General features: G+C 69.9%; 23 protein-coding genes, 1 tRNA gene and 1 pseudogene. 5 read left to right on the forward strand and 20 right to left on the reverse strand.

The window, feature by feature from the left end:
* Positions 1-462: 462 nt before the first annotated feature.
* From ORV05_RS23685 to ORV05_RS36515, 6 genes are all read right to left on the reverse strand, one after another.
* Positions 463-2,415: an ABC transporter ATP-binding protein gene (locus ORV05_RS23685; protein ID WP_268754224.1), complete on the reverse strand. Its 1,953-nt coding sequence runs from the start codon at positions 2,413-2,415 to the stop codon at positions 463-465.
* 115 nt (positions 2,416-2,530) lie between these two features.
* The gene (locus ORV05_RS23690) at positions 2,531-2,845 is read right to left on the reverse strand and encodes a hypothetical protein (RefSeq protein ID WP_268754225.1); all 315 of its coding nucleotides are present in this window, start codon (positions 2,843-2,845) and stop codon (positions 2,531-2,533) included.
* A 405-nt stretch (positions 2,846-3,250) separates the two neighbouring features.
* On the reverse strand, positions 3,251-3,706 hold the full coding sequence (locus ORV05_RS23695) for a hypothetical protein (protein ID WP_268754226.1): 456 nt from the start codon (positions 3,704-3,706) through the stop codon (positions 3,251-3,253).
* A 37-nt stretch (positions 3,707-3,743) separates the two neighbouring features.
* Entirely contained in the window at positions 3,744-3,926 is a 183-nt protein-coding gene (locus ORV05_RS23700; RefSeq protein ID WP_268754227.1) for a hypothetical protein, read from the reverse strand.
* A 309-nt stretch (positions 3,927-4,235) separates the two neighbouring features.
* Positions 4,236-4,640 (reverse strand): DUF7660 family protein, encoded by a 405-nt coding sequence (locus ORV05_RS23705; protein ID WP_268754228.1) that lies wholly within the window; start codon positions 4,638-4,640, stop codon positions 4,236-4,238.
* A 313-nt stretch (positions 4,641-4,953) separates the two neighbouring features.
* Positions 4,954-5,334 (reverse strand): CPCC family cysteine-rich protein, encoded by a 381-nt coding sequence (locus ORV05_RS36515; RefSeq protein WP_407652537.1) that lies wholly within the window; start codon positions 5,332-5,334, stop codon positions 4,954-4,956.
* Positions 5,335-5,415: 81 nt separating this feature from the next.
* Between ORV05_RS36515 and ORV05_RS36520 the strand changes: the two are divergent.
* Together ORV05_RS36520 and ORV05_RS23710 are read left to right on the forward strand one after the other, a co-directional pair.
* Positions 5,416-5,799: pseudogene (locus ORV05_RS36520) on the forward strand (tyrosine-type recombinase/integrase); the annotation flags it as partial.
* Positions 5,800-5,842: 43 nt separating this feature from the next.
* The gene (locus ORV05_RS23710) at positions 5,843-6,037 is read left to right on the forward strand and encodes a hypothetical protein (protein ID WP_268754230.1); all 195 of its coding nucleotides are present in this window, start codon (positions 5,843-5,845) and stop codon (positions 6,035-6,037) included.
* Positions 6,038-6,076: 39 nt separating this feature from the next.
* Here the strand turns inward: ORV05_RS23710 and ORV05_RS23715 are convergent.
* Positions 6,077-6,149: transfer RNA gene (locus ORV05_RS23715), tRNA-Asn, on the reverse strand.
* 152 nt (positions 6,150-6,301) lie between these two features.
* Between ORV05_RS23715 and ORV05_RS23720 the strand changes: the two genes are divergently transcribed.
* Complete coding sequence (locus ORV05_RS23720) at positions 6,302-6,538, forward strand: hypothetical protein (protein ID WP_268754231.1); 237 nt, start codon at positions 6,302-6,304, stop codon at positions 6,536-6,538.
* On the opposite strand, the gene ORV05_RS23725 is transcribed toward ORV05_RS23720, so the two are convergent.
* Genes ORV05_RS23725 through dnaG form a run of 3 tightly spaced genes read right to left on the reverse strand, consistent with a single transcriptional unit; the run spans position 6,483 to position 9,739 of the window.
* On the reverse strand, positions 6,483-7,304 hold the full coding sequence (locus tag ORV05_RS23725; protein ID WP_268754232.1) for a trans-aconitate 2-methyltransferase: 822 nt from the start codon (positions 7,302-7,304) through the stop codon (positions 6,483-6,485). The genes ORV05_RS23720 and ORV05_RS23725 overlap by 56 nt on opposite strands.
* Before the next feature lie 15 nt (positions 7,305-7,319).
* Positions 7,320-7,832: a hypothetical protein gene (locus ORV05_RS23730; RefSeq protein WP_268754233.1), complete on the reverse strand. Its 513-nt coding sequence runs from the start codon at positions 7,830-7,832 to the stop codon at positions 7,320-7,322.
* A 2-nt stretch (positions 7,833-7,834) separates the two neighbouring features.
* A complete protein-coding gene (gene dnaG / locus ORV05_RS23735) occupies positions 7,835-9,739 on the reverse strand; it encodes a DNA primase (protein ID WP_268754234.1) in 1,905 nt (634 codons plus the stop codon).
* Between the two features lie 67 nt (positions 9,740-9,806).
* Between dnaG and ORV05_RS23740 the strand changes: the two genes are divergently transcribed.
* Positions 9,807-10,739, forward strand: a complete 933-nt coding sequence (locus tag ORV05_RS23740) for a sigma-70 family RNA polymerase sigma factor (protein WP_268754235.1) — start codon at positions 9,807-9,809, stop codon at positions 10,737-10,739.
* Here ORV05_RS23740 and ORV05_RS23745 read toward each other — a convergent pair.
* Both ORV05_RS23745 and ORV05_RS23750 read right to left on the reverse strand, forming a co-directional pair.
* Positions 10,699-11,268, reverse strand: a complete 570-nt coding sequence (locus ORV05_RS23745; protein ID WP_268754236.1) for a carboxymuconolactone decarboxylase family protein — start codon at positions 11,266-11,268, stop codon at positions 10,699-10,701. The two genes, ORV05_RS23740 and ORV05_RS23745, sit on opposite strands and share 41 nt — an antisense overlap.
* 95 nt (positions 11,269-11,363) lie before the next feature.
* The gene (locus ORV05_RS23750) at positions 11,364-12,311 is read right to left on the reverse strand and encodes a quinone oxidoreductase family protein (protein WP_268754237.1); all 948 of its coding nucleotides are present in this window, start codon (positions 12,309-12,311) and stop codon (positions 11,364-11,366) included.
* Positions 12,312-12,400: 89 nt separating this feature from the next.
* Here ORV05_RS23750 and ORV05_RS23755 point away from each other — a divergent pair, with 89 nt between their 5' ends.
* Entirely contained in the window at positions 12,401-12,904 is a 504-nt protein-coding gene (locus ORV05_RS23755; RefSeq protein ID WP_268754238.1) for a MarR family winged helix-turn-helix transcriptional regulator, read from the forward strand.
* Here the strand turns inward: ORV05_RS23755 and ORV05_RS23760 are convergent.
* The 8 genes from ORV05_RS23760 to ORV05_RS23795 are packed head-to-tail and all read right to left on the reverse strand — an operon-like array spanning position 12,853 to position 21,251.
* Complete coding sequence (locus ORV05_RS23760) at positions 12,853-14,637, reverse strand: glycosyltransferase family protein (RefSeq protein WP_268754239.1); 1,785 nt, start codon at positions 14,635-14,637, stop codon at positions 12,853-12,855. The genes ORV05_RS23755 and ORV05_RS23760 overlap by 52 nt on opposite strands.
* Before the next feature lie 9 nt (positions 14,638-14,646).
* The gene (locus ORV05_RS23765; RefSeq protein ID WP_268754240.1) at positions 14,647-15,780 is read right to left on the reverse strand and encodes a serpin family protein; all 1,134 of its coding nucleotides are present in this window, start codon (positions 15,778-15,780) and stop codon (positions 14,647-14,649) included.
* Positions 15,781-15,818: 38 nt separating this feature from the next.
* On the reverse strand, positions 15,819-17,072 hold the full coding sequence (locus tag ORV05_RS23770) for a deoxyguanosinetriphosphate triphosphohydrolase (protein WP_326938159.1): 1,254 nt from the start codon (positions 17,070-17,072) through the stop codon (positions 15,819-15,821).
* A 58-nt stretch (positions 17,073-17,130) separates the two neighbouring features.
* The gene (locus ORV05_RS23775) at positions 17,131-17,775 is read right to left on the reverse strand and encodes a YdcF family protein (RefSeq protein ID WP_268754241.1); all 645 of its coding nucleotides are present in this window, start codon (positions 17,773-17,775) and stop codon (positions 17,131-17,133) included.
* A gap of 19 nt (positions 17,776-17,794) precedes the next feature.
* On the reverse strand, positions 17,795-18,400 hold the full coding sequence (locus ORV05_RS23780; RefSeq protein WP_268754242.1) for a response regulator transcription factor: 606 nt from the start codon (positions 18,398-18,400) through the stop codon (positions 17,795-17,797).
* A complete protein-coding gene (locus tag ORV05_RS23785) occupies positions 18,397-19,569 on the reverse strand; it encodes a sensor histidine kinase (protein WP_268754243.1) in 1,173 nt (390 codons plus the stop codon). Before ORV05_RS23785 ends, ORV05_RS23780 begins: the two co-directional genes overlap by 4 nt.
* Positions 19,570-19,581: 12 nt before the next feature.
* Positions 19,582-20,307: an ABC transporter permease gene (locus tag ORV05_RS23790; RefSeq protein WP_268754244.1), complete on the reverse strand. Its 726-nt coding sequence runs from the start codon at positions 20,305-20,307 to the stop codon at positions 19,582-19,584.
* Complete coding sequence (locus ORV05_RS23795) at positions 20,304-21,251, reverse strand: ABC transporter ATP-binding protein (RefSeq protein ID WP_268754245.1); 948 nt, start codon at positions 21,249-21,251, stop codon at positions 20,304-20,306. The genes ORV05_RS23790 and ORV05_RS23795 overlap by 4 nt, the downstream gene beginning before the upstream one ends.
* Between the last annotated feature and the right edge of the window lie 24 nt (positions 21,252-21,275).

Genomic DNA, 21,275 nt, shown 5'->3' on the forward strand with positions numbered 1-21,275 from the left:
TTGCTCCGGTAGTCTCTCGCGCTCCGCCGTGATTTACCGGGTATCGATCACGGATTTTTGCCGGTTTTCCTTGCACCACCAAGGTTTTCTCCTCGAGTGCTCACCCAGCGTGGGCGGAGTCGCCGTTTCGGTAGCCTGCTCCGGACTCCAAAATCCACCCTCGCCGGGTGAGTGCTCACCCGGCCCCGGGCGGTCACCCGACACGTCAGTATCCCGTCCCCTTTCACCATTCCTATATAGACAACCAGCTCGGTATCGGCGGCTTTTCCGGCCAGTGGGGTGCGTGCACAACAATCTCTCCTTTCTCTTCGCGCACACGAGCACCTTCTTGGCCGTGGCGACCGTGCTGCCGCTGGTCCCCCCTTTTGCCGGCCGCTGCCGCCGCTACCCTGTTCACGCCACTGCCCGCGCCGTCCGTCCCGGAATCACCTCGGCTGGGCGAAGGAACCGCGCGGCGACCCCTCAGGCTCCCGCGTTCCCGGCCTGGTAGGCCCCGGCCTGGATCCGGTAGAGCTCCCGGTAGGGGCCGGTGCCGGCGAGGAGTTGTTCGTGGGTGCCGTGTTCGACGAGCCTGCCCTGGTCGAGGACGAGGATGCGGTCGGCCGTCCTGACGTTGGCGAGGCGATGGGTGATCATGACCGTGATGCGGTCCTCACCATGGGTGGCCGCGTTCCCGAGCGCTTGGAAGACGCGGGCCTCGGCCTTGGCATCGAGGGCGGCGGTGGGTTCGTCGGCAACGAGGACGGGTGCGTCGCGGTAGAGGCCGCGAGCGATGCCGAGGCGCTGCCATTGCCCGCCAGAAAGGTCCTGCGCGGTATTGAAATGCCGGGACAGCAGGGTGTCCGCACCGTCCGGCAGGGCGGCGAGCACCTCGTCGGCTCCGGACTGGGAAACCGCGGCGTGCCATGCCCGGTGGGCGGGATCACGGCGGTCGAGGCGCCCGACGGTGATGTTGCGGTACGCCGTCATGGGCCAACGGGCCGGATCCTGGGCGATCACCGCGATACGGGAGTGGATCGAGGCGGGATCGGCGGTGGCGAGATCGGTGTCGTCCCAGAAGACGGTGCCCTCGGTGGGCGGGTAAAGGCCGGTGAGAATCTTGGCCAGGGTGCTCTTGCCCGAGCCGTTCTCCCCGACCAGGGCGACGATCTCGCCTCGGTGGAGGGTGATGGTCACGTTCTCCAGGACGGGCTTGTCCTGTCCTGGATAGGTGAAGGAGACGCCCTCCAGGCGGATCCGCCGTGGACTGGCCGGTGCGGTGATCGCCGAACGGGACTGCCGGCGGCGGCGCGCCTCGCCGAGCAGGCGGAGGTAGATGTCGATGTAGAAGGAATCCTCGTAAAGGAAGTTGATCGCGTTCATGGTGTTCGACAGCGCGGTCGCGGAGGTGCGCATGGCCAGCGCCGCCGTCCCGGCCAGTGCCAGGGGAAGCTGCCCGGTGTAGAGCAGGAAACCCAGCACGAGGTAGGCGGCGCCGGTCCCCACTCCGGCGGCGGCGCGGCCCACGAGGCGCACGAGGGTACTGCGGTGCGCGAGGCGGACTTCGTCGCGCACGAGACTCGCGGCGATGCGCCGGTACTCGCCGAGCAGGGGTTGCTGCAGGGTCAGCGCGTGCCGTTCGAGCGCGAGGGTGCGGGAGGTGGCGGCTTCCTCGATGACGGCCTTGCGGAGGTCGCGGGTGACCACGCGCAGGAAATGCCGGTAGCGCAGCTTCGCGACCTTCGCCGCCGCCCACCCGTCCGCGACCGCCGCGAGCAGCAGGGTGGGCGCCAGCCACGGGTCGAGCACCGCGGCCGTGACCACCGCGGCGGCGAGCGCGACCAGGGAGGCCAGCAGGTCGGCGATCGAGCTGACGCTGGACTCGATCGAGCGCACCCCGAACCGCTCGCCCTTGCGCGCGAGTTCCCGGAAGTCGGCGTCTTCGAACGCCAGCAGGCGCACGCCCACCAGTGCTGTGGTGACCTCGTTGTCCGCGGCCATCGCGACCCGGGGGCGCAACGTGCCCTCCACGGCGGCGACGGCGGAGTCGAGCCCGGCCCTGGCCGCGTAGGACGCGACGACCACCATCAGCGCGGGGAACGAGTCCAGCACCCGCGCCGGAGTGGGCCCCTCGCTCAGCAAGGCGGCGAACACGTTCGCCGTCGCGAGCAACCCGAACGCGGTCACACCCCCGGACACGACGTGCACCCCGGCGGCCAGCGCGGTCAACCAGGGTGCGGTACGCCACGCCAGTCGTACCACGACCGCGACCGCGACCGGCAGGGACCGCACCGCCTGCCACCACCCCGCGGACAGGACACGCTGCCCGGCGAGCGCCCAGTCCGGGGTGGCGAGGTTGTCGATACCAATCAGCGGCTCACCATCGGAGGAGGAGTTTTCTCTGTGTGACGGGGGATCCGCGGTCTCGGTCGTCATGAGCGCCCCCTGGTGGTTCCGCCGTTTCCGCGCCGTCTCGAAGACTACCGAGCTTCGCCGCGCGCGCCCAGCGTCCATCCCGGTGGCGATGACGGGCACAGTCCTTTGGGGACGATCACGAACCGCGCGGTTCACCGCGGTAGGACAAACAACCCAGCAGCGGAAGCACCGCGACCACCGTCGGGTTGCCGTGGTCGTCGGCGGTGCGGAACACCCGTGGCCGCCACAGACCGCTCACCCGCCACGGCGCGCGCCACTGGACGCGAGGACCGTAGTAGCACTGCCCCTGCCAGACCCGGAACCCGGACGGCACATCGAGCACCTCACCGCACCGCAGACACACATCCGGCCGCTCGAGTTCCTCCAAAGGCATGCGGCACAGCGCCTCGAGCGAATAGCGCGGCAGCCGATGCACACGGCAGGTCGTCATGGTCTCTCCCCGTCGGGTCGGCCGTTCGACACGTACGTCCAGCGGCTTCGTCTCGATGGTTCGCGCACGGACGGTTCCGCGTTACTCCCGTGGCCGGTGATTTCTCGGACCGGTTGCTCACTGGCGTAGTCGCGGATCGTTCTGGATCCTGGTAACGACGATTTCCCGTGCCTTCTCCCACGTCGACGCACCGGGATACCAGTCGGCTCCTTGCGCTGTCGACGTGACCGAGCGTGCCCCTTGCGCAGTAACCGTGCGACAGCACGCCCCTCCGGCGGAGGCCCTAGTTGATTTCAGGGCAAGTTGGCCGCGCGCCAGTCTTCCATCACGCACGCCCGTGGAACCATGACCGCACGATATGAGCGTGCGTGCGTACAACAGATCCTGGAGCCACGTGATCGGAAACTAATCGTAATACCCCGGAGCCGCAGCAAGAACAGCCTCGAAGTACCTCCCATCCTCATCTTCCGGCCTGCCTGGAAGCGTGCCTCTCCAGAGAGAAAGAAGCAGTTCAGGTGCCAGCACCTGCCGGCCACCGTCTTCGATCTCCAGGCGAGCAACATCCGAAATCCGACGGATGACCTCATCCGCAGCAAGCCCGAAGACCGAGATGCCGCGGAAGAGGACATTGACATCCCGACTGGGCCGATAGACCTCAATCGACCGAACGTTGCGACTCCGGTCCTGCCCAACTGCGATCGACATCTCGGAGTCGTAGTGGGCAAAGCCAGGAGCTACCCGGCCACCGGGCTCCGGAGGCACGAACCCGGCGATAGATTTCAGAGCCAGTTCGGCCTTGTCAAACGGCATACCGATCGCAATGGGACCAACCCCTCGCGGTGGATCAACGATCAGGTCCACTGGCTCCTCCGATCTGGACGCGCCGCCTCGGATCAACCTATAAGGTCGTAGCCCGAATGCGGGATGGCAGGCCGCCGAGGAGGTTCCCGCCATCGGCGGTGAGCATGTCGACCGCTTCCTGGTGCATCGGCTTGTCCGGCTGATGCTCGGCGCATGCCCGGGCCCACAGCAGCCAGTCCTGCCAGCCGTCCGGCTGCGGCCGGGCGGACGTCACAGTCACCAGTTCGGTGATCTCCTTCCGCAGGAGAGGACTGTCTTTCGCATGGCGCACTGCCCCGGCTCCCATCGGTTATCGCGCTGCCCATCCACGTGTTCAACCCGGCGCCGTGCTGCCCACCTACACCACCACAGGCGAACTCGTCCCCGACTTTCGCTGGCCACAGTCACCGACATCGAAGCCCACCCCGACCTGTTCACCTCCTGACCGGAAAGACCGCACTACGTGACCGTCTCGACCACGCCATTCAGCCCCACCGCAACGCAGGCGGCGGGGCTGGGCGCCGTTGCCGAGGCCAGTCACAGGTTCTCGTCACTCATAAACAGTCGCTGCCTTCCAGCCCGCTGCAAGAGCAGCCCAACTGTTCATCGGAACCCTCGCCTTCAACTCGGCACGATCAGAATCGGCACCCGCCAGCCAATCTGCGAGCGCCTCCAAGTAGTCGGGGAGATCACGAATGTCCCAGTTCGCCGGAGGACCATCCGACCAATCGTCGACGAGGGCGCGCAGCACCGCCAAAAGATGGTCTCGCCCACGGTCCTGAGATGCAGACGGACAGCCATCCAAGCCACAGTCATCGTCCCGATCAACCGACCAGTGTTCGAACGCGTAGTGGAAACACACGAAGTGCATCCCGTCGAACCTCGAGTAGCTCTCACGATTAGCTACCGGCTGGCTGCACTCCCTGCACAACAGGTCAGCCTCATCCTTATCCACCACAGCATCCTTCCACTGACGACCGGCCGAAAAGCGACGTGTGTTCAGGAGACAGTGTGATGTCCGGTGTGACGAGACTTCACGCGGCCATTTCTCCGGAGCACGTCCGACGAAGCGTCCTGACCCGCGCGTCCCGCCCCGGATATCGCTGGTGGCTGGCCCACGTCATGCCCGCGGCTGCCCGCGTCGCCGAACCGACTGGGTAATCCGCTGGGGCGAGCAGATCGACATCCGCCGCGTGCACCTGGCTGCCGCTGACCACGACGAGGAGGCTGCCTGAATGTCGACAACTGCCTCAGCCGGTTGGGGTGCGCTATCGCAGGGGATATTCCTCTGCCAGGGCAGGGCGTACGTGCCGGACCATCTCCGGCGAGCAGGCTCCGTAACGCGTGAAGTTGCGTCGCGCCTGGTCAAGGCTCAAAAAGCCGTTAGGACCACCGCGCACCTGGGCGGAGTCGTGATCGCCCTGCCCGTCATCCTCCCAGAAGCACACAGCACAGATCTCGAAGCCACCACGTGTTCGCAGCGTCAGATAGCCACAACACGGGCAGGCGTATGGCCCGGCGCCCGCGGGACGAATCACGTTGTTGAACGGCGTAACCGTGGTCACGCCCTGGATTCTCCCATCGTGCAGCGCAAGGACGGCCGCTATCAGGCTGCCGTGTACGTGCTCGCGCAAGCTCAACGCGCTCACCCCGGCCGATGTCCGGACGTTCGTCGAAACGTGGTCAAGTTCGTGAAAGCGCCGTCAAGGGACCACTTCGAGGTCGAGCCGATGTCCGAAACGGACGCTCGGCGCTTCCTCCGGCAGGCTGCGGGCCACTGGCTCTACGCGCTCTGGCTCGTGCTGATCACGACCGGGTTACGCAAGGGTGAAGTGCTCGGGCTGGCCTGGTCGGACATCAACATGACGACCGGTGAGTTCAAGGTTCGCCGGACTGTGCAGCACGTTCGCGGCAAGCTCGTGCCCAAGACGAAGCGGTCCCGGCGCACGCTCTACCTGCCGCCGGTCTGCCTCGTCGCCCTGCGGGCGCACCGCATTGCGACGGCCAAACGGATGTCGGACACACTGAACCCCGCAGAAGGGCAGCCGGGAGACCTGGTGTTCGTGACCCGGCACGGACAGGTGATCGAGCCCAGGAACGTCAACGCGATGCTGGACCGGCTGTTGAAGAGCGCGAAGATCGACAAAAGCCGCGTGCATGACCTGCGCCATATGCGCCACGCTGCTGCTCCTGGACGGGGCCACGATCCGCGAGGTGATGGACCAGCTCGGCCACGCCTCGATCACCACGACGGCGAACATCTACGGGCATGTGCTCGACGAGGCGAAACGGCGGATGGCCGAGCGGATGAACCGGCTCGCCGACATGGACCGATGTCAACCGTGGATGTAAAAAGGGCCCCCGATGATCTTGGGGGCCTCTTTCTTGCTGCTCCCCCGGTTGGACTCGAACCAACAACCCTTCGGTTAACAGCCGAATGCTCTGCCAATTGAGCTACAGGGGAATGCTCGGTTGTCTGCCCGGATCACTCCGGGCCAACGGAGTGAAACTTTAGCGCACCCCTGATCGCGCTCTGCAAGCACCCCCGGCATCCGGATGGCGGGTGAGGGACAATCGGGGAGAGGGTCGGAGAAGATCGGCGAGGAGGCGAGGGGCATGAGGGTATTCCTGCTGGGCGCGGCGGTCGGCTACGTGCTGGGGGCGAAGGCGGGCCGGGCGCGGTACGACCAGATCGTGCGCACGTACCGTAAGGTCGTCGATCACCCGATGGTGCAGGGGGCGGCCGGGGTGGTGCGCGCCAAGGTGAGCGAGAAGGTCGGCGGCAGGGTGCCGTTCTTCAGGGCGCAGGCGCAGCACAACGGGCACCGGCCGACCCGGTCCGTGGTTCCCTGACCTGGGCGATCCTGGCCACGGCGAAGACCCGCCGGAACGGGAACCAGGTGGTGCCGTCCCCGCGCGGCGGATAGGCCTCGTCCAGCAGCGGTGCCAGTTCGGCGCGGAACCGCTGCCACAAGTCCTCGCCGAGGGCCGCCTTGACGGACCGCAGTGCGGTGCCGGCGATCCATTCCAGTACCGCGTCCGGCCCGCTCAGCCGGTGCACGTAGGTGGTTTCCCACGCGTCCACGAGGCAGCCGGCGTCGGCCAGGAGCCCGGCGTAGTGGCGAGCGTCACCGACACTGCCTTCGTCACGCAAAGTGTGCGGCGGCAGGCGGTCCGCCCACTCGGGTGAGGCGGCCAGTTCACGCGGGAGGGTGTGCGAGGGGGCGTCGAAATTGCCGGGGACCTGCATCGCCAGCCACGCTCCGGAAGGGAGTTGCCCGGCCCAGCGCCGCAGCAGGTCCTCGTGCCCCGGCACCCAGTGCAGCACGGCGTTGGTGACCACCACGTCGGTGTCGTCCGCGGGCACCCAGTCCTGCACATCGAGCACCCGCGCATCGAGGCCCGCCGCCCGCGCCGCGCCCACCATTTCGGGGGAACTGTCCAGGGCTTCGAGGATGGCCGCGGGCCAGCGCTTCCCCAGGGTGCCGGTGAGATTGCCGGGCCCGCAGCCCAGATCCACCACGCGGCGGGGTGCGGTCGCGCCGATCCGGGCGATCAGGTCGTGGAAGGGGCGTCCTCGCTGGTCAGCGTAGTCGAGATACTTCTCAGGATCCCACACAGTACGAGCGTACTGCTATACCGGCGGCGGGGCCAGCCTCTCCGCGGCTTCCCGCGCCATCGCCGCGACGACCTCGGAGTCCACCCCGGGATCGGGTCGCGCCTGCAACACGCTGCCGTCCTGCCCGGGCAGCTTGCGCTGCACGAACCACACCCCTCCCCCGGGCAGTTCGTGCCGGTGGCGCCCCCGGATCGAGCCGTCCACCCGCTGCCGCACCATCAGCGGCACCTTTCCCGGCCTGGGCAGGGAAAACCGCACCGGTTCCCGGTCCGCCAGCAGCACCGCCGCCCCGGCGGACCCGGCCTCCTCGGCCTCCACCACGGTCAGGCCGCCGTCCCGCCACACCGCCTTGCTGATCAGGTGCCAGCCGATCCGCCGCCCCTGCGGCAACCACAGTCCCAGCTCGGTGACCACGAGGTGCCCTCCCCCGGCGACCTCGGCCGCGGCCAGTGCGTTCTCCCCCGGCGCGAGCGTGCCGGCGAACTCCTCCGGCAGCGGGTCGCCGAACAGCCGGCGCAGCCGTCCCATGGCTAGTCCGCCCCGCCGATCGCCTGCTCGCGCAGCGCCTTGCGGTACTCCTCGAGCGCGACCAAATCGCCGAACAGGCCGCGGTACTCGTCCGCCGCGTCGACCGGTGAGAGCCGCTGCAGCTTCGACTTGATCTCCGCGATCTGCCGCCCGACGAGGTTCTCCTGCACGGCGGCGATCATGCTCCCGATGTAGCGCACGTCCGCCTCTCCCTTGGCGCGCAACGGTTCCACCGCCAGTTCGGACACCAGGGTGCGCACCGTGCCCTCCGGGGTGTACGCGGCGGCGGCGTCGATCAGCGCGGGCCCGCTCAGCCCGCTGCTCGCCCCGCCCGCCTTCAGGATCGCCCGGTGCACCGCGACGTACGCGGGATGCGTGAACGCCTCTTCGGGCAGCGCGTCGTACTCCGGCCCGGACACGGCCGGTTCCTGAAGCGCCGCCTTGAGCACTTCGCGTTGCGCCAGCAGACCCGGGTCGCGCGGAGCCGGGTGTGCGACGTCCGACACCGTGGCGGCCTGCTGCCGGGGGCGGCGGCCAGCCGGTCCCGGGGTGCCGCCGTTGCCCGCCGACTCGCGGACCCGGCGCACCACCATCGCCTCGTCCTGCCAGCCGACCCACCAGGACAGCCGCGTGGCGTACCCGTCCCGCTTCGCCCGGTCCTTGATCTGCGCCACCAGCGGCACGGTGCGCTGCAGCGCGGCGACCTGCCCGTCGACCGAGTCCAGGTCGTACTCGGCGAGGATGCTCTTGATCGCGAACTCGAACAGCGGGATCCGCCGGGCCACCAGATCGCGCACCGCGGTCTCGCCCTTGGCCAGCCGCAGTTCGCACGGGTCCATCCCGTCCGGTGCGACCGCGATGTAGGTCTGGGCCGCGAAGGTCTGGTCGCCTTCGAACGCCTTCAGCGCCGCCTTCTGCCCCGCCTCGTCGCCGTCGAAGGTGAAGATCACCTCGCCCCGGAAGGCGTCGTCGTCCATCAGCAGGCGCCGCAGCACCTTCATGTGGTCCTCGCCGAACGCCGTCCCCGACGAGGCCACCGCGGTGGGCACCCCGGAGGCGTGCATGGCCATCACGTCGGTGTAGCCCTCGACGACCACCACCTGGCGCCGTTTGGCGATCTCCCGCTTCGCCAGGTCCAGCCCGAACAGCACCTGCGACTTCTTGTAGATCGGGCTCTCGCTGGTGTTGAGGTACTTCGCCTGTATCGGATCGTCGTCGAACAGCCTGCGGGCCCCGAAGCCCACCACGTCGCCGGAAAGCTCCCTGATCGGCCACACCAGCCGCCGGTGGAACCGGTCGATCGGCCCCTGCCTGCCCTGCTTGACCAACTGCGCCTTGAGCAGTTCGTCGAGTTCGAACCCGCGGTTGAGCAGGAACTTCGTCAGCTTGTCCCAGCCGCCGGGCGCGAACCCGCAGCCGAAGGTCCGCGCGGCCGTCTCGTCGAACCCGCGCTCCTTGAGATACGCCCTGGCCGCCTCGGCCTCGGGGGTGCGCAACTGCTCGGCGTAGAACTCGGCGGCCGCCTTGTGCGCCTCGACCATGCGCGTGCGGGTGCCGCGGTCGCGCCGGACGCTGCCGCCGCCACCCTCGTAGGTCAGCCGGAACCCGACCCGGTCCGCCAGGCGTTCGACCGCCTCCACGAAGGGCAGGTGGTCGATCTTCATCAGGAACTTGATGACATCGCCGCCCTCGCCGCAGCCGAAGCAGTGGAAGGTGCCGTGGGTGGGCCGGACGTTGAACGACGGGGTCTTCTCGTCGTGGAACGGGCACAGTCCCTTCAGCGCGCCCCCGCCGGCGTTGCGCAGGGCGACGTAGTCGCCCACGACCTCGTCGATCCGGTTGCGCTGGCGTACCTCCGCGATGTCACTTTCCCGGATGCGACCTGCCACCCGTCGAGGATATGCCATTTGGCGGCGGCCACCCGAGGTGGCGCACCCCTGCCCGGCGCCGTCCGCCGCGAGTAGGTTGCCGGGTATGGGTCTCGCCGAGCAGTTCGACGATCACCGCTCGCATCTGGTCGCGGTCGCCTACCGGCTCACCGGATCGGTGTCCGACGCCGAGGACGCGGTGCAGGAATCCTGGCTGCGGCTGAGCACCCTGCCCGACGGCAAACGCGACGGGATCCGGGATCTCAAGGGCTGGCTGACCAGGGTGGTCGGCCGCATCTGCCTGGACCGGCTGCGTTCGGCGACCGCGCGCCGTGAACAGTACGTCGGCCAGTGGCTGCCCGAACCGATCGTGACCCCGCTGACCGGCCAGCCCGGCGAGGACCCGCTCGACATCGCGGTCCGCGACGAGGGCCTGCGCATGGCCGCCATGGTGGTGCTGGACCGGCTCAGCCCCGAGCAACGCGTCGCGTTCGTGCTGCACGACGCGTTCTCGGTGCCCTTCGACGAGATCGCCGGCATCCTCGGCGCCAGCCCGGACGCCACCCGCCAGTACGCGTCGCGCGGGCGGCGCGCGCTGAAGGACGCGGAGCCGCCGCCCCGGGCGAGCCTGGCCGAGCAGCAGCAGCTCCTCGACCGGTTCCTGACCGCACTGTTCGCCGGTGACGTGCGGGCGGTGGCCGAGGTCCTGCACCCGGACGTGGTCCTGATCGGCGACAGCAACGGCAAGGCCAGCACCGCGCGCCAGATCATCGTCGGCGCGGACAAGATCGCCCGGTTCCTGTTCGGGCTGCTGTCGAAGTACCCGCCCGAGGCACTACGGGACGGGCAGCCGCTGCTGGTCAACGGCGACCTCGGGCTGTACCTGCCGGGGGCCGCGGGCGCCGGGGGCTACCGCGAACTCGCCCCCCGGCTGGAGGCCATGGCCATCCGCGACGGCCGGATCGTGGCGATCTACGACCAGTGCAACCCGGACAAGCTCACGCGAGCCCTGGCACCCGGCACGCCTCACCGGACGTGAAGCCCTGGTCGGTGATGTCGAGCGCGCTGAACATCCGGGCCCGCTGGTTCTCCAGCCCGATCTGGTAGGTCAGCTCGAGCAGGCCCCGGCGGCCGAACTCGCGCTCCAGTTCGGCGACCTGCTCGGACGTGACGGAGACCGGCGTGTCGCTCATGGCGTCGGCGTAGGCCAGGGCGAGCCGTTCCGCTCGGTCGAACAGCGGCGAGGTGGCGTAGTCGTCGATGTTCTTCAGCCGGTCGATGTCGAGCCCCTGGTGCTTCTGCAGCATCGTCCCGAAGTCGATGCACCACGAGCAGCCGAGGCGCACCGCGGTGCGATACACCGCCAGGTCGGCCACGTGCTTGGGCAACGCCCGGACGGCCTTCTCGGCCAGCAGCTCATGGATCGCGCTTGCGCGCAGCAGTGCGGGGTGGTTCGCCAGCACGGCGAACGGTTCGGGCACGGCACCGAAGCGACGGCGCGCGACGCGGTAGAACAGCTTCGCCTGGAGACCGGCTTCACTGGCGGGTACGGCGGGAATGCGGGGCATGATGACCTCCGGCTGTCGGTTTCTCGACGGACACCCGGTGGACGAGACGGCCCGGCGCGATGTGACAGCCGGGCCGCTCCCTCTTCGGCCCTTTTTCACGCGACGCGGACGACGCTCTTGCCGCGGGTCACTCCGCCGGCCAGGTCCGCTACCGCCTTCCCGACCTCGGCGAGGGTGTATTCGGCGGTGACATCGAGCCGCACCGACCCGTCGGCGACGAGGGCCATGGCACGAGCCGCGCTGTCGGCCAGCTTCCGCGGGCTGGTCTGGCTGGCCAGGTTGCTGTTGTAGGTCATCAGCGACTGGCCTCGCATCAGCAGGTCGTTGGCCGACACGGTGACCGGTTCGAAGGTGGCGATGTTGCCATAGACCGCGATCCGGCCATGCGGTGCCAACCGCGCCAGGTTCGCCACCCGGGTGGCGCCGCCGATCGGATCGAGGATCACGTCGAACGTCTCGTCGCCGAGTGCGTCGGGAAACTGCTGACGCACCAGCACTTCGTGGTAGCCGAACCGGCGCGCGTAGTCGACCTGGCCGGCATTGCCGACCACCCCGACGATCCGTTCCGCACCCGCGGCCGCGGCGAACTGCCCGGCCAGTGAACCGACACCACCGGCGGCGGCATGGATCAGCACACTGTCCCCGGGCGTGACCCGGGCGACGGTGCTGATCAGGTCGTAGGCGGTCGGCGCGACCCACCCGAACGCGGCGGCGGCACGGAATCCGACCCCGGCGGCGTTGATCGCCAGCACCGACGGCGCGGTCACGACCTCCGCGTATCCGCCCCCGCCGACCAGCGCGATCACCGGCTCGCCGATACGTTTCTCGTCGACGCCTTCACCGACCGCGACGATCTCACCCGCCGCCTCGAAACCGGGCACGAACGGACGCGGAATCGGGAAGTGCCCCTCGCGCACCAGGACATCGCCGTACTGCACCCCCGCATAGGCGACCCGGATCGCGACCTCGCCCGGCCCGGCCACGGGCTCGGCCCGCTCCGAGATCCGGAACTGGTCGTCGGTGCCCAGCACAACAGCCTTCATTGCATGCAACCTTCTGTGTTGACTCAGTATCCTGATACTTGGAAACCTAGTCAGTATCAGGTACCTGAGTCAAATTAGGGAGTTGTGAAGTGGCTGACGTGCCGGTCGAGGAATACGTCTGCAACCGCATCCGCCGCGCCGAGCAGGCGCTCATGGCCCACCACGAGGGGGTGCTCCGCGGCTACGGGTTGACGATGACCCAGTACACCGTGCTGCTGACCCTGTCCCGCGACGACGGCATGTCGGGTGCCCAGCTCGCACGGGCGTGCGGGGTCACCCAGCAGAGCATGGCCAGCGTCCTGACCGGGATGCAGAACAAGGGGCTCATCGATCGGCAGCCGTCGCCGGTGCACGCCAAGGTCCTGATCGCCACCCTCACTCCGGACGGCCGTGACCTGCTCGACCGGGCCTACCGGGAAGTGATCGTGCTCGAACGCGCCCTGACCGACCGGTTCACCCCGGAAGAGCACAGGCTGTTCTGCGAATTCCTCGACCGCGCCACGGCCACCCTCGTCGAGCAGACCCCCGCCGCGCCGGGGCTTCAGGCGCCCCGGAGGGAGCGGACGTCCCAGAGCCACACCCCATCCACATAGGTGGCCGGGGTGCGGAGCAGAAGTTCCACAGTGGACTGCAGTGCCTGCTGGTTGGTCACCGGCGCCAGCACCATCACGTCCGCGTGCCAGTACTTCAGGTCGGCCAGCAGGTCGGCCCGCTGGCGGTCGGTGACGTCGGGCACGTCGCCGGTCTCGCGCACCTTGTTGAGCAGGGAGGCCGTGGGCCGGTCCGGGGCGCCGTAACGGCCCCGCTTGTCAACTGGCCCGCTCGGCCCGACGAAATAGCCGTCCGCGATCGGGAAGCCCAGATCGGCCTTGATCTGCCAGGTCAGCGCGCGGGCGTCACCGGGGCTGCTCAGCGGCACGGCCACCAGCGAGCCCGAGCCGACGAACCTGCGCCACGTCCCGTCGGTGAAGAAGGCCGGGGTCGCGGGGCGGGTGAAGGTGTCCAGCGGGGTGGGCGCGATCGGCACGAGCACCGCGGCCACCACGCCGAGCCACAGCCACCGCGCCGAGAACTGCTGTTGCCGCACCGGCGGCACCGAGGCGAACACCTTGTCGGTGGCGATCGCGAGCAGCACACCCACCGCCGGGATGCAGGCCATCGCCAGGCGGGATTCCAGCAGCGAGTCGAACAGCGGCAGCTTGGCCAGCAGCTTCCACGGCCCGGGCAGGCCGGTCTCGTGGTGGGCGACGGTGATCTGGACGCCGAGGGAAAGCCAGGCCAGCGCCAACATCGCGATCGCGGCGCACCGCGCCACGATGTCGCGCCACAGCCACACCGTCAGCACGACCATGAACACGATCAGCGGCCAGCCGAAGAAGGCGTTCTCCTCGGTGCGGTTCATCGACACGTCGGCGGCGGCCGCGGGATTGCCCGCGATGGACTCGGTGGCGAACCGGGTGAGCGCCGCCGTGTCGTTGCCGACCGCGCCGTGCTCCAGGGTCCGGTAGCTCTGCGGCCCGAAGAACTGCCACCACAGCGGGTAGATCGTCAGGGCGAGCGTGATCACCGCGGCCAGGCCCGCCCCGATCACCGTGGGGCGGATCATCTTCACCGCTTCACGGGGGCGGGACACGACGAAGGTCAGCGCGAACACGGCGAAGCCCATCATCGTGATGAGCAGCGGCTCCTCGCCGAGGTACACCTGGTAGGCGATCAGCAGGCCGAGGATGACGCCGTCCCGGACCGGACGGCGCCCCTGCGCCACCCGGACCAGCTTCAGCACGATGAACGGCAGCACGAACAGCCCGACGAAGTTCGGGTGCGCGTTGCCGTGCGAGATCATGGCGGGGGCGAAGCCGCAGAACGCGCCGCCGATCGCGGCGGCCAGCCGCGAGCGCACCACGGTGCGCGAGAAGACCCAGTACCAGGCGGTGGCGGTACCGGCCAGCCCGCCGGTCAGCGCGATCGCCCAGGTCACCGTGGGTCCGAACAGCAGCGTGATCGGGGAGAGCGGGATGCCGAGGCCGAACATCGCCGTGTTGGCCATCAGGTTGACCCCGGCGGGGAAGTTCTGCAGCGTCGAGCCGAGCGGGTTCTCCAGGTGCCAGACGGAGTGCGCGGTGACCGCGAAGAACCACTCCCACATGTTCTGGTCCTGGGCGCTGTTGTAGAGGTAGCCGCTGTTCAGGTTGGTCCACAGGCCGCCGTAGACGACGAACGCGACTGCCAGGTAGCACAGCACGACCAGGGCGTCACCCCGGGTCCACCGGGGTCGTTTCGGCTCGGCCACCTGTACCGCCTCAGGCGCCTCCAGCAACGAGGTCACTTCCCACCCTTACGGTTCGACTACGCGGGCGAAAAAGTAGACCACACCGGTCCGCGCGTGCCGCACGAGGAGCAGGAAAGGCCGGTCGACCACCACTTCGACCGGTTCGGCGCGCACCATCGCCAGCGTGCGGAAGACCACCGCGGTGGCCGCGGCTCCCTCGAGTCCCTCCTCGTCGATGCGCAGCACCGCCTGGTGCACCACGTCGTCGACGAAGACGCGCGGATCGGGGGTGAGCGGGGCGAAGTCCGCCTCACGGGTGAACATGGTCCGTACGCCGAGGCCGGCCAGCGCCGTTTTGAGCGCGGCGCGCCGGTCCAGCCTGAACTTCGGCAGCGACAGGCTGACCTGTTTGTTTCCCTTGGTGGACACCAGGTTCGCCAGCAGGTCCGGGTCCAGATCGGACTCCTGGGAGGCCAGGTCGCCGTCCGGCAGCAGGATCAGCGCCTGCACCCCGCCGGCGCCGGGCAGTTCGACCAGCTGCCATCCGTCGCGCGCGGCGTGGCCGAGCATCGCGGACTGGTGCATGGTGGGCACGCGGCGGAGACCGCCCGGGCTGTGGAAGTCGCCGTCGGCGGTGCGCTCCGCCGGGAACGGATGGGTCCAGGCGAGCTTGAGGTAGAGCGCGTTGACCAGGCAGGCGACCGTGTCGTCCGTCACCGCCCCGGGCTGGAGCAGCTCGGGGATGAGCCGCCGGGTGGTCTCGGCGACGTCGGCGTTGATCCGGCGGCGCGCCGCGTCCGGGTCGCGGACGAACGGCGCGGTCCTGACCCCGCCACCCGGCCAGGCGGCGAGCTCGCCGAGGAAGTCCTCGTTGAGGGGGAGCTCGTCCCACGCCCACAGCGTGTTGGCCGCGGCGAGCACCGGCGGCTCACCCCGGTCGTGCTCGTCGAGGCTGGAGGCGGCGCCGAGCAGTTCGGCCTGCTTGGCGACGTCGGCCTCCCCGCCGGTCAGCAGGTGCAGCAGCTCGGTGGCGGCCGCGCCGCGGGCGGCCTGGCTGGTCAGCCCGAGCGCGCTCGCCACCGAGTAGGGGGAAAAGCACGAATCACCGCCCCCGGCGGCGTCACCGGCGATGGCCCGGTGCAGGGCGAAGCAGAACCTGAGGTGGTCACGCTCGGGACCACGCGCCTTGAGCTTGGTCACACCCCGACGCTACCGGACCACCTCCCGCCACGGCGGGGTCAGTGGCGGCCGGTGTGCCAGGCGTGCCAGGCGTGGGCCTGGGCGTCGGTGAGCGTGGCGACCTGGTCGATCACCACGCGCAGGCGCGCCGCGTCGTCACCGGCCGCCTCCCAGGCCGGGTGGAAGACGGCGTCGAGCGATTCCGGGGCACGGTGGCACAGCCGCTCGACGAGCTCGACGAGCAGCTCACGCTGTCCTTCCTGCAGGGCGCGGCGCCGCGGATCGCTCATCACGTAACGCAGCGCCACCGCCTTCAGCAGGGCCACTTCGGCGGCCACCCGTGCCGGGATCTCCAGGTCCGCCACGTACCGGGTGAGCGGCCCGTCGCCGTGCCCGCGCCGGGTGCCCGTGACCACCACGGAGGCGAAGCGGCCGACCAGCTCGCTCGTCAGGCGTTTCAGCGCGGCCTGCGCCCGGAACGAGGCGTCGAATCCCGTCCGGGCGAGCGCCGCGACCACGGGCAGCTCCAGCAGGCCCTCCGCGGCCCCCTCCAGCGCCGACACCGGCTGACCCGAGAAGTGCTTCGCGGCCAGTTCGGCCACCGCGGCCCGCTCTTCGCGATCGGTGAGCACCCGCAGGGAGATCCGGCCCGCCAGCACGCCGTCCTCGACGTCGTGCACCGAATAGGCGACGTCGTCCGCCCAGTCCATGATCTGCGCCTCCAGGCAGCGCCTGCCCTCCGGTGCGCCTTCCCGCAGCCAGGCGAAGACCTCGGCGTCGTCGGCGTAGACGCCGAACTTGGCCAGGCCGGGACGGCGCGGCCACGGGTACTTCGTCGCCGCGTCCAGGCAGGCGCGGGTGAGGTTGAGCCCGGCAGGCTCGACCTTGGGCTCCAGCCGCGTGAGGATGCGCAACGTCTGCGCGTTGCCCTCGAACCCGCCACACGGCTCGGCGACGCTGTCGAGGGCCTTCTCGCCGTTGTGGCCGAAGGGCGGGTGGCCGATGTCGTGCGCGAGCCCGGCGGTGTCCACCAGGTCCGGGTCGGCGCCCAGTTCGGCGGCGATGCCCCGGCCGATCTGCGCGACTTCCAGCGAATGGGTGAGCCGGGTCCTCGGCACACCGCTGACCTCCGCGCCCTCCCCGGGCCCGACGACCTGCGTCTTGCCCGCCAGCCGCCGCAGCGCGGCCGAATGCAGTACCCGCGCCCGGTCCCGGGCGAAGGGACTGCGCCCGTCCGCCGATGCCCCCGGGAGGGCGGCACTCTTCGGCTCCTCCGCCACCCTGCGCTGCACGTCGTGCTCGCCATAGCCGATCACGGGCCCACCCTAACCGCGATCGCCGCGCGAAGGGCAGTGCCGTGATCAGCCGTGATCAGCCGAGGCCGGTGCCGCCGATGTCGTCGGCCGGGGTGCGGGTGAGCAGGTAGAACAGCAGTGCGCCGGTCTCGCGCCGGATGTAGAGCGCCTGGGTCTGGCGGGTCTGCACGATCGGACCGCTGTGCGTGGGCGAGGTCCACGCGGTGAGCCCGACGCCGGTGGCCATGGTGCGGGCCCGGAACGAATGCCACGGATCACTGACCAGCACCGCGGTGTGCCAGCCGCGTCTGAGGACCTCGGCCGCCACCGCGCGCAGGCTCCCGAGGGTGTCTCGCCCCTCCCCCACCGCGAGCGTGGCCTGCCGGGGCACGCCCTCCTCGATCAGCCACCTCGCCCCCGCCGACGCCTCGGTGTAGGTGTCCCCGGCCTTGTTGCCCCCGGCGGTGACGATGACCTTGGCGACCCCGGCGTCGTAGAGCTGCTTGGCGTGGCGCAACCGCGCCTCGAAGATCGGCGATGGCTTCCCGTTGTACTGCGCCGCCCCGAGCACGACGATCATGTCGGCGTGCGCACGGTCGTCGACGCGGGCCACCTGCCACACGCGGAACGCGGTTCCCCCGAGGACCAGCACGACGACCAGTACGGTGCCGAAGAGTGTGCGGCGCAACCAGACAAGGCCCGCCGTCCTGAACTTCCCCATCCGCCCCATCTTCGCACGGTCACAGCCACCCGTTCTCCTCGGCGAGCCGTACCGCCTCGGCGCGGGTGCGCGCCCCGGTCTTGCCGATCGCGGCGGAGAGGTGGTTGCGCACCGTGCCCTCCGACAGGTGCAGCCGCCTGGCCACGTCGGCGACGGTGCCGCCGTCACTGGCCGCCCTCAGCACCTGCAGCTCGCGGCCGGTGAGCGGGCTGGCCCCGTGGACGAGGGATTCGGCCGCCAGCGCGGGATCCACCACCCGGAGTCCGTTGTGGACACGGCGGACCGCGTCCACGAGCTGCTCGGGCGGGGAGTCCTTGACCACGAAACCGGACGCCCCCGCGGCCATCGCCCGCGCCAGGTAGCCGGGCCTGCCGAAGGTGGTGCAGATGATGATCCGGCACGCGGGCATCGCCGCGTGCAGTTCGGCCGCGGCGGTCAGCCCGTCCTTGCCGGGCATCTGCACGTCCAGCAGCGCGACGTCCGGTGCGGACTCCTTCGCCGCCGCCAGCACCGCGTCCCCCGAGCCGACCTGTGCCACCACCTCGAGATCGGGTTCCAGGCCCAGCACGGTGGCCAGCGCGCCCCGCACCATCGCCTGGTCGTCGGCCAGCAGCACCCGGATCACGACGCCACCTCCAGCGCCGGCTTCACTTCGGCCCGCACCAGGAACCCGCCGCCCGGCCGCTGCTGCGCGTGCAGCGTGCCCCCGACCGCGGCCAGGCGTTCCGCCAGGCCTCGCAGGCCGTTGCCGCTCGCGTCCGGCGCGGCGCCCACCCCGCCGACCCCGTCGTCCTCGATCTCCAGCCACGTCCTGCCGAACCGCACCTTCACCTGCCGGGCCCGCGCATGCCGCAGCACGTTCGTCACCGCCTCCCGCAGCACGTACCCGAAGGTCTGCTGCAGCTCCGGGCGGACGTTGTCCACCGCCTGCGGCAGCTCGGCCTCGATGTCCGCGGCCCGCAGCGCAGCCTTCGCTCCCACGAGTTCGGCCGACAGCGACACCTCCCGATAGTCCGAGACGGTGGCCCGGACATCGGACAGCGCGCTGCGGGCGAGCCCTTCCACCTCGCGGATCTCGGTGACGGCCCGCTCGGGGTCGTTCCCCGTTTCCAGCACCCGGCGCGCCAGTCCCGCCTTGACCGTGATGGTGGTGAGGCTGTGCCCGAGGATGTCGTGCAGGTCCCGTGCGAGGCGTTCCCGCTCGGCCGTCACGGCCAGGGTGGCGATCTCCTGGTTGGCCGCCCGCAGGCTGCGCACGGTGGCGATCAGCCTGCCGATCGAGAACAGCGCGCTGCTCACCCCAATCACCGCGCCGAGGTCCCCTGGCGAACCGTGGTCGCCGGGTTGCAGGGCGACCAGGACCACCGCCGCGGCGAGCGACGTGCCTCCCAGCACAAGGGTCCACACCGGCGGCAGTCCGAAGGAGATCACCGCGGCCGAGTAGATCAGCAGGTACACGGTGCCGCCGGGCAACAGCAGCAGCATCAGCCAGCCCAGCAGCAGCATGACCGCGCAGAAGGACACGCGGTGTGCCAGTGGCCGCGGCCGGAACAGCAACCACGGAAAGACGATGTAGCCGGCCCCGTAAACGATGGTCAGCGCGATCGCGAGAACAGCGCGCCAGACCGTCAGATCACCGGCGGCCACGTTCCGGACCGTGGGAATGAGCACCGGAAGGTAGAACAGCAGACCCAGTAACGGCCACCGGACGTTGGCTCCTCGCTTTCCCCACGGGCCAGGAGGATTGTCGCTCCACAGGCCGATGCCCGACTCACGACCACGCTCGCCCACCACCGGTTCTCCTCGCTAAACCCGAGCCGAATCCTTACGGTATCGCCGCACCACGGCGAAGGAGAGGACCACGGTCCAGATGCCCAGCATGAGCGCGGCACGCCCGAGGCTGGTGGACAGCTGGCTGGTCACCGCCCCGCGGCCGACCTGCCCCATCCAGTAGCTGGGCAGCACGTGCGCGATGTTGAGCAGCCAGTCCGGCATCGCTTCGATCGGGATGAAGATCCCGCCGATCAGAGCCATCGGCAGCATGACCAGCTGGGTGATCGGCTGGGTGGAGTCGGCCGTGCCGACCTGCCCGATCAACAGGCCGAGCAGCGCGAACGGGATCGCGGCGAGCCACACCCCCAGAGTGACCCGAAGCCAGCCCGAAGCATCCAGCCGCACGCCCTCGGCGAGCGCGCCGACCAGCGGGACGACGATCACCGGGACCAGCGCCAGCATCATGCTGGTGACGGCCTTCGCGACGAGGTACCCCGGGCCGGAAAGCGGGGTCAGCCGCAACTGCCGCTGCCAGCCCGCCTGCCGTTCGAAGGCGACCCTGGTGCCGGTGAACAGGGCCGAAGCCAGCGCGCCGAAGGCGGTCATGCTCACCATCAGCGCGGCCCTTTCCTCCGGCTGCTTGGCGAAGATGCCCGTGTAGAGCAGAAAGAGCAGGACCGGGAAGGCCATGGTGAAGATCAGAAACCGCGGCGAGCGCAGCACGCGGCGGATTTCGAGGACCAGGTAGGTGAGGCTCATCGGATGGTCTCCTCGTCTGCGGTGAGGGAAAGGAAAGCGCCTTCCAGGCCGATCGCGGTGATCTCGATGTCGTGCGCGGCGGGGAAGGCGGCCAGCAGGGCGCGCAGGGTGGCGTCCGAGTCACCGCTGGACAGCGCGATCCGGTCGCCGCGCACCTCGTACTCGGTCACCCCGGGCAGGGCCGAGACGGCTGCGGAGGTGGCGCCCGGCACGACCGCCCGCAGTGTCCGGCCGCCCGCCAGCGCCCGGACCTCGGCCACCGAGCCGTCGGCCACGATGCGGCCCGAGCGCATCAGCACCACGCGGTCGGCGAATTCCTCGGCCTCTTCCAGGTAGTGCGTGGCGAAGAGGACAGTGCGGCCGGAGTCGGTGAAGGTGTGCATGGATTTCCAGAACTCGCGGCGGCTGCCCACGTCCATCGCCGCGGTCGGCTCGTCCAGCACGAGCAGATCGGGGTCGCTGACCAGCGCGATGGCGAACCGCACCCGCTGCTTCTGGCCGCCGGAAAGCTTGGTGCTGCGGCGGGCCGCGAGATCTTCGACCCCGGCGCGGCGCAGTGCCTCGGCCACCGGCAGGGGCTTGCGGTGCAGGGACGCGACCATGGCGACCATCTCGCCGACGGTGGCGTCCTCCAGCAGCGCGCCACCCTGGAGCATCGCGCCGATCGCCCCCTCGGTGATCGCTTCGGCGGGTTCGCGGCCGAACACACCGACCTGACCCGAGTCGGGCCTGGTCAGGCCGAGAATCATGTCGACGGTGGTCGACTTGCCCGCACCGTTGGGCCCGAGCAGGGCGACCACCTCGCCGGGGGCGATCGTGAGGTCGATGCCGTCGACCGCACGGACCTCGCCGTAGTGCTTGCGCAGCCCGGACAGGGCCACCGCGGCGCCCTGCCGGACCGCCGCGTCCCTGGTGCCGGGAAGGTGTGTACCGGTTGTGTTCATGGTCATCAGCGTGCCGCGGGAACG

The organism is Amycolatopsis cynarae (assembly GCF_026802195.1).
Taxonomy (GTDB): Bacteria; Actinomycetota; Actinomycetes; order Mycobacteriales; family Pseudonocardiaceae; genus Amycolatopsis_E; species Amycolatopsis_E rhizosphaerae.

Coding starts and splice junctions, on each gene's coding strand:
- ORV05_RS23685 (WP_268754224.1), bottom strand. CDS start 2,415: ATGACGACCGAGACCGCGGATCCCCCGTCACACAGAGAAAACTCCTCC.
- ORV05_RS23690 (WP_268754225.1), bottom strand. CDS start 2,845: ATGACGACCTGCCGTGTGCATCGGCTGCCGCGCTATTCGCTCGAGGCG.
- ORV05_RS23710 (WP_268754230.1), top strand. CDS start 5,843: ATGACCTGCGCCATATGCGCCACGCTGCTGCTCCTGGACGGGGCCACG.
- ORV05_RS23720 (WP_268754231.1), top strand. CDS start 6,302: ATGAGGGTATTCCTGCTGGGCGCGGCGGTCGGCTACGTGCTGGGGGCG.
- ORV05_RS23730 (WP_268754233.1), bottom strand. CDS start 7,832: ATGGGACGGCTGCGCCGGCTGTTCGGCGACCCGCTGCCGGAGGAGTTC.
- dnaG (WP_268754234.1), bottom strand. CDS start 9,739: ATGGCATATCCTCGACGGGTGGCAGGTCGCATCCGGGAAAGTGACATC.
- ORV05_RS23740 (WP_268754235.1), top strand. CDS start 9,807: ATGGGTCTCGCCGAGCAGTTCGACGATCACCGCTCGCATCTGGTCGCG.
- ORV05_RS23745 (WP_268754236.1), bottom strand. CDS start 11,268: ATGCCCCGCATTCCCGCCGTACCCGCCAGTGAAGCCGGTCTCCAGGCG.
- ORV05_RS23750 (WP_268754237.1), bottom strand. CDS start 12,311: ATGAAGGCTGTTGTGCTGGGCACCGACGACCAGTTCCGGATCTCGGAG.
- ORV05_RS23775 (WP_268754241.1), bottom strand. CDS start 17,775: ATGGGGAAGTTCAGGACGGCGGGCCTTGTCTGGTTGCGCCGCACACTC.
- ORV05_RS23790 (WP_268754244.1), bottom strand. CDS start 20,307: ATGAGCCTCACCTACCTGGTCCTCGAAATCCGCCGCGTGCTGCGCTCG.
- ORV05_RS23795 (WP_268754245.1), bottom strand. CDS start 21,251: ATGAACACAACCGGTACACACCTTCCCGGCACCAGGGACGCGGCGGTC.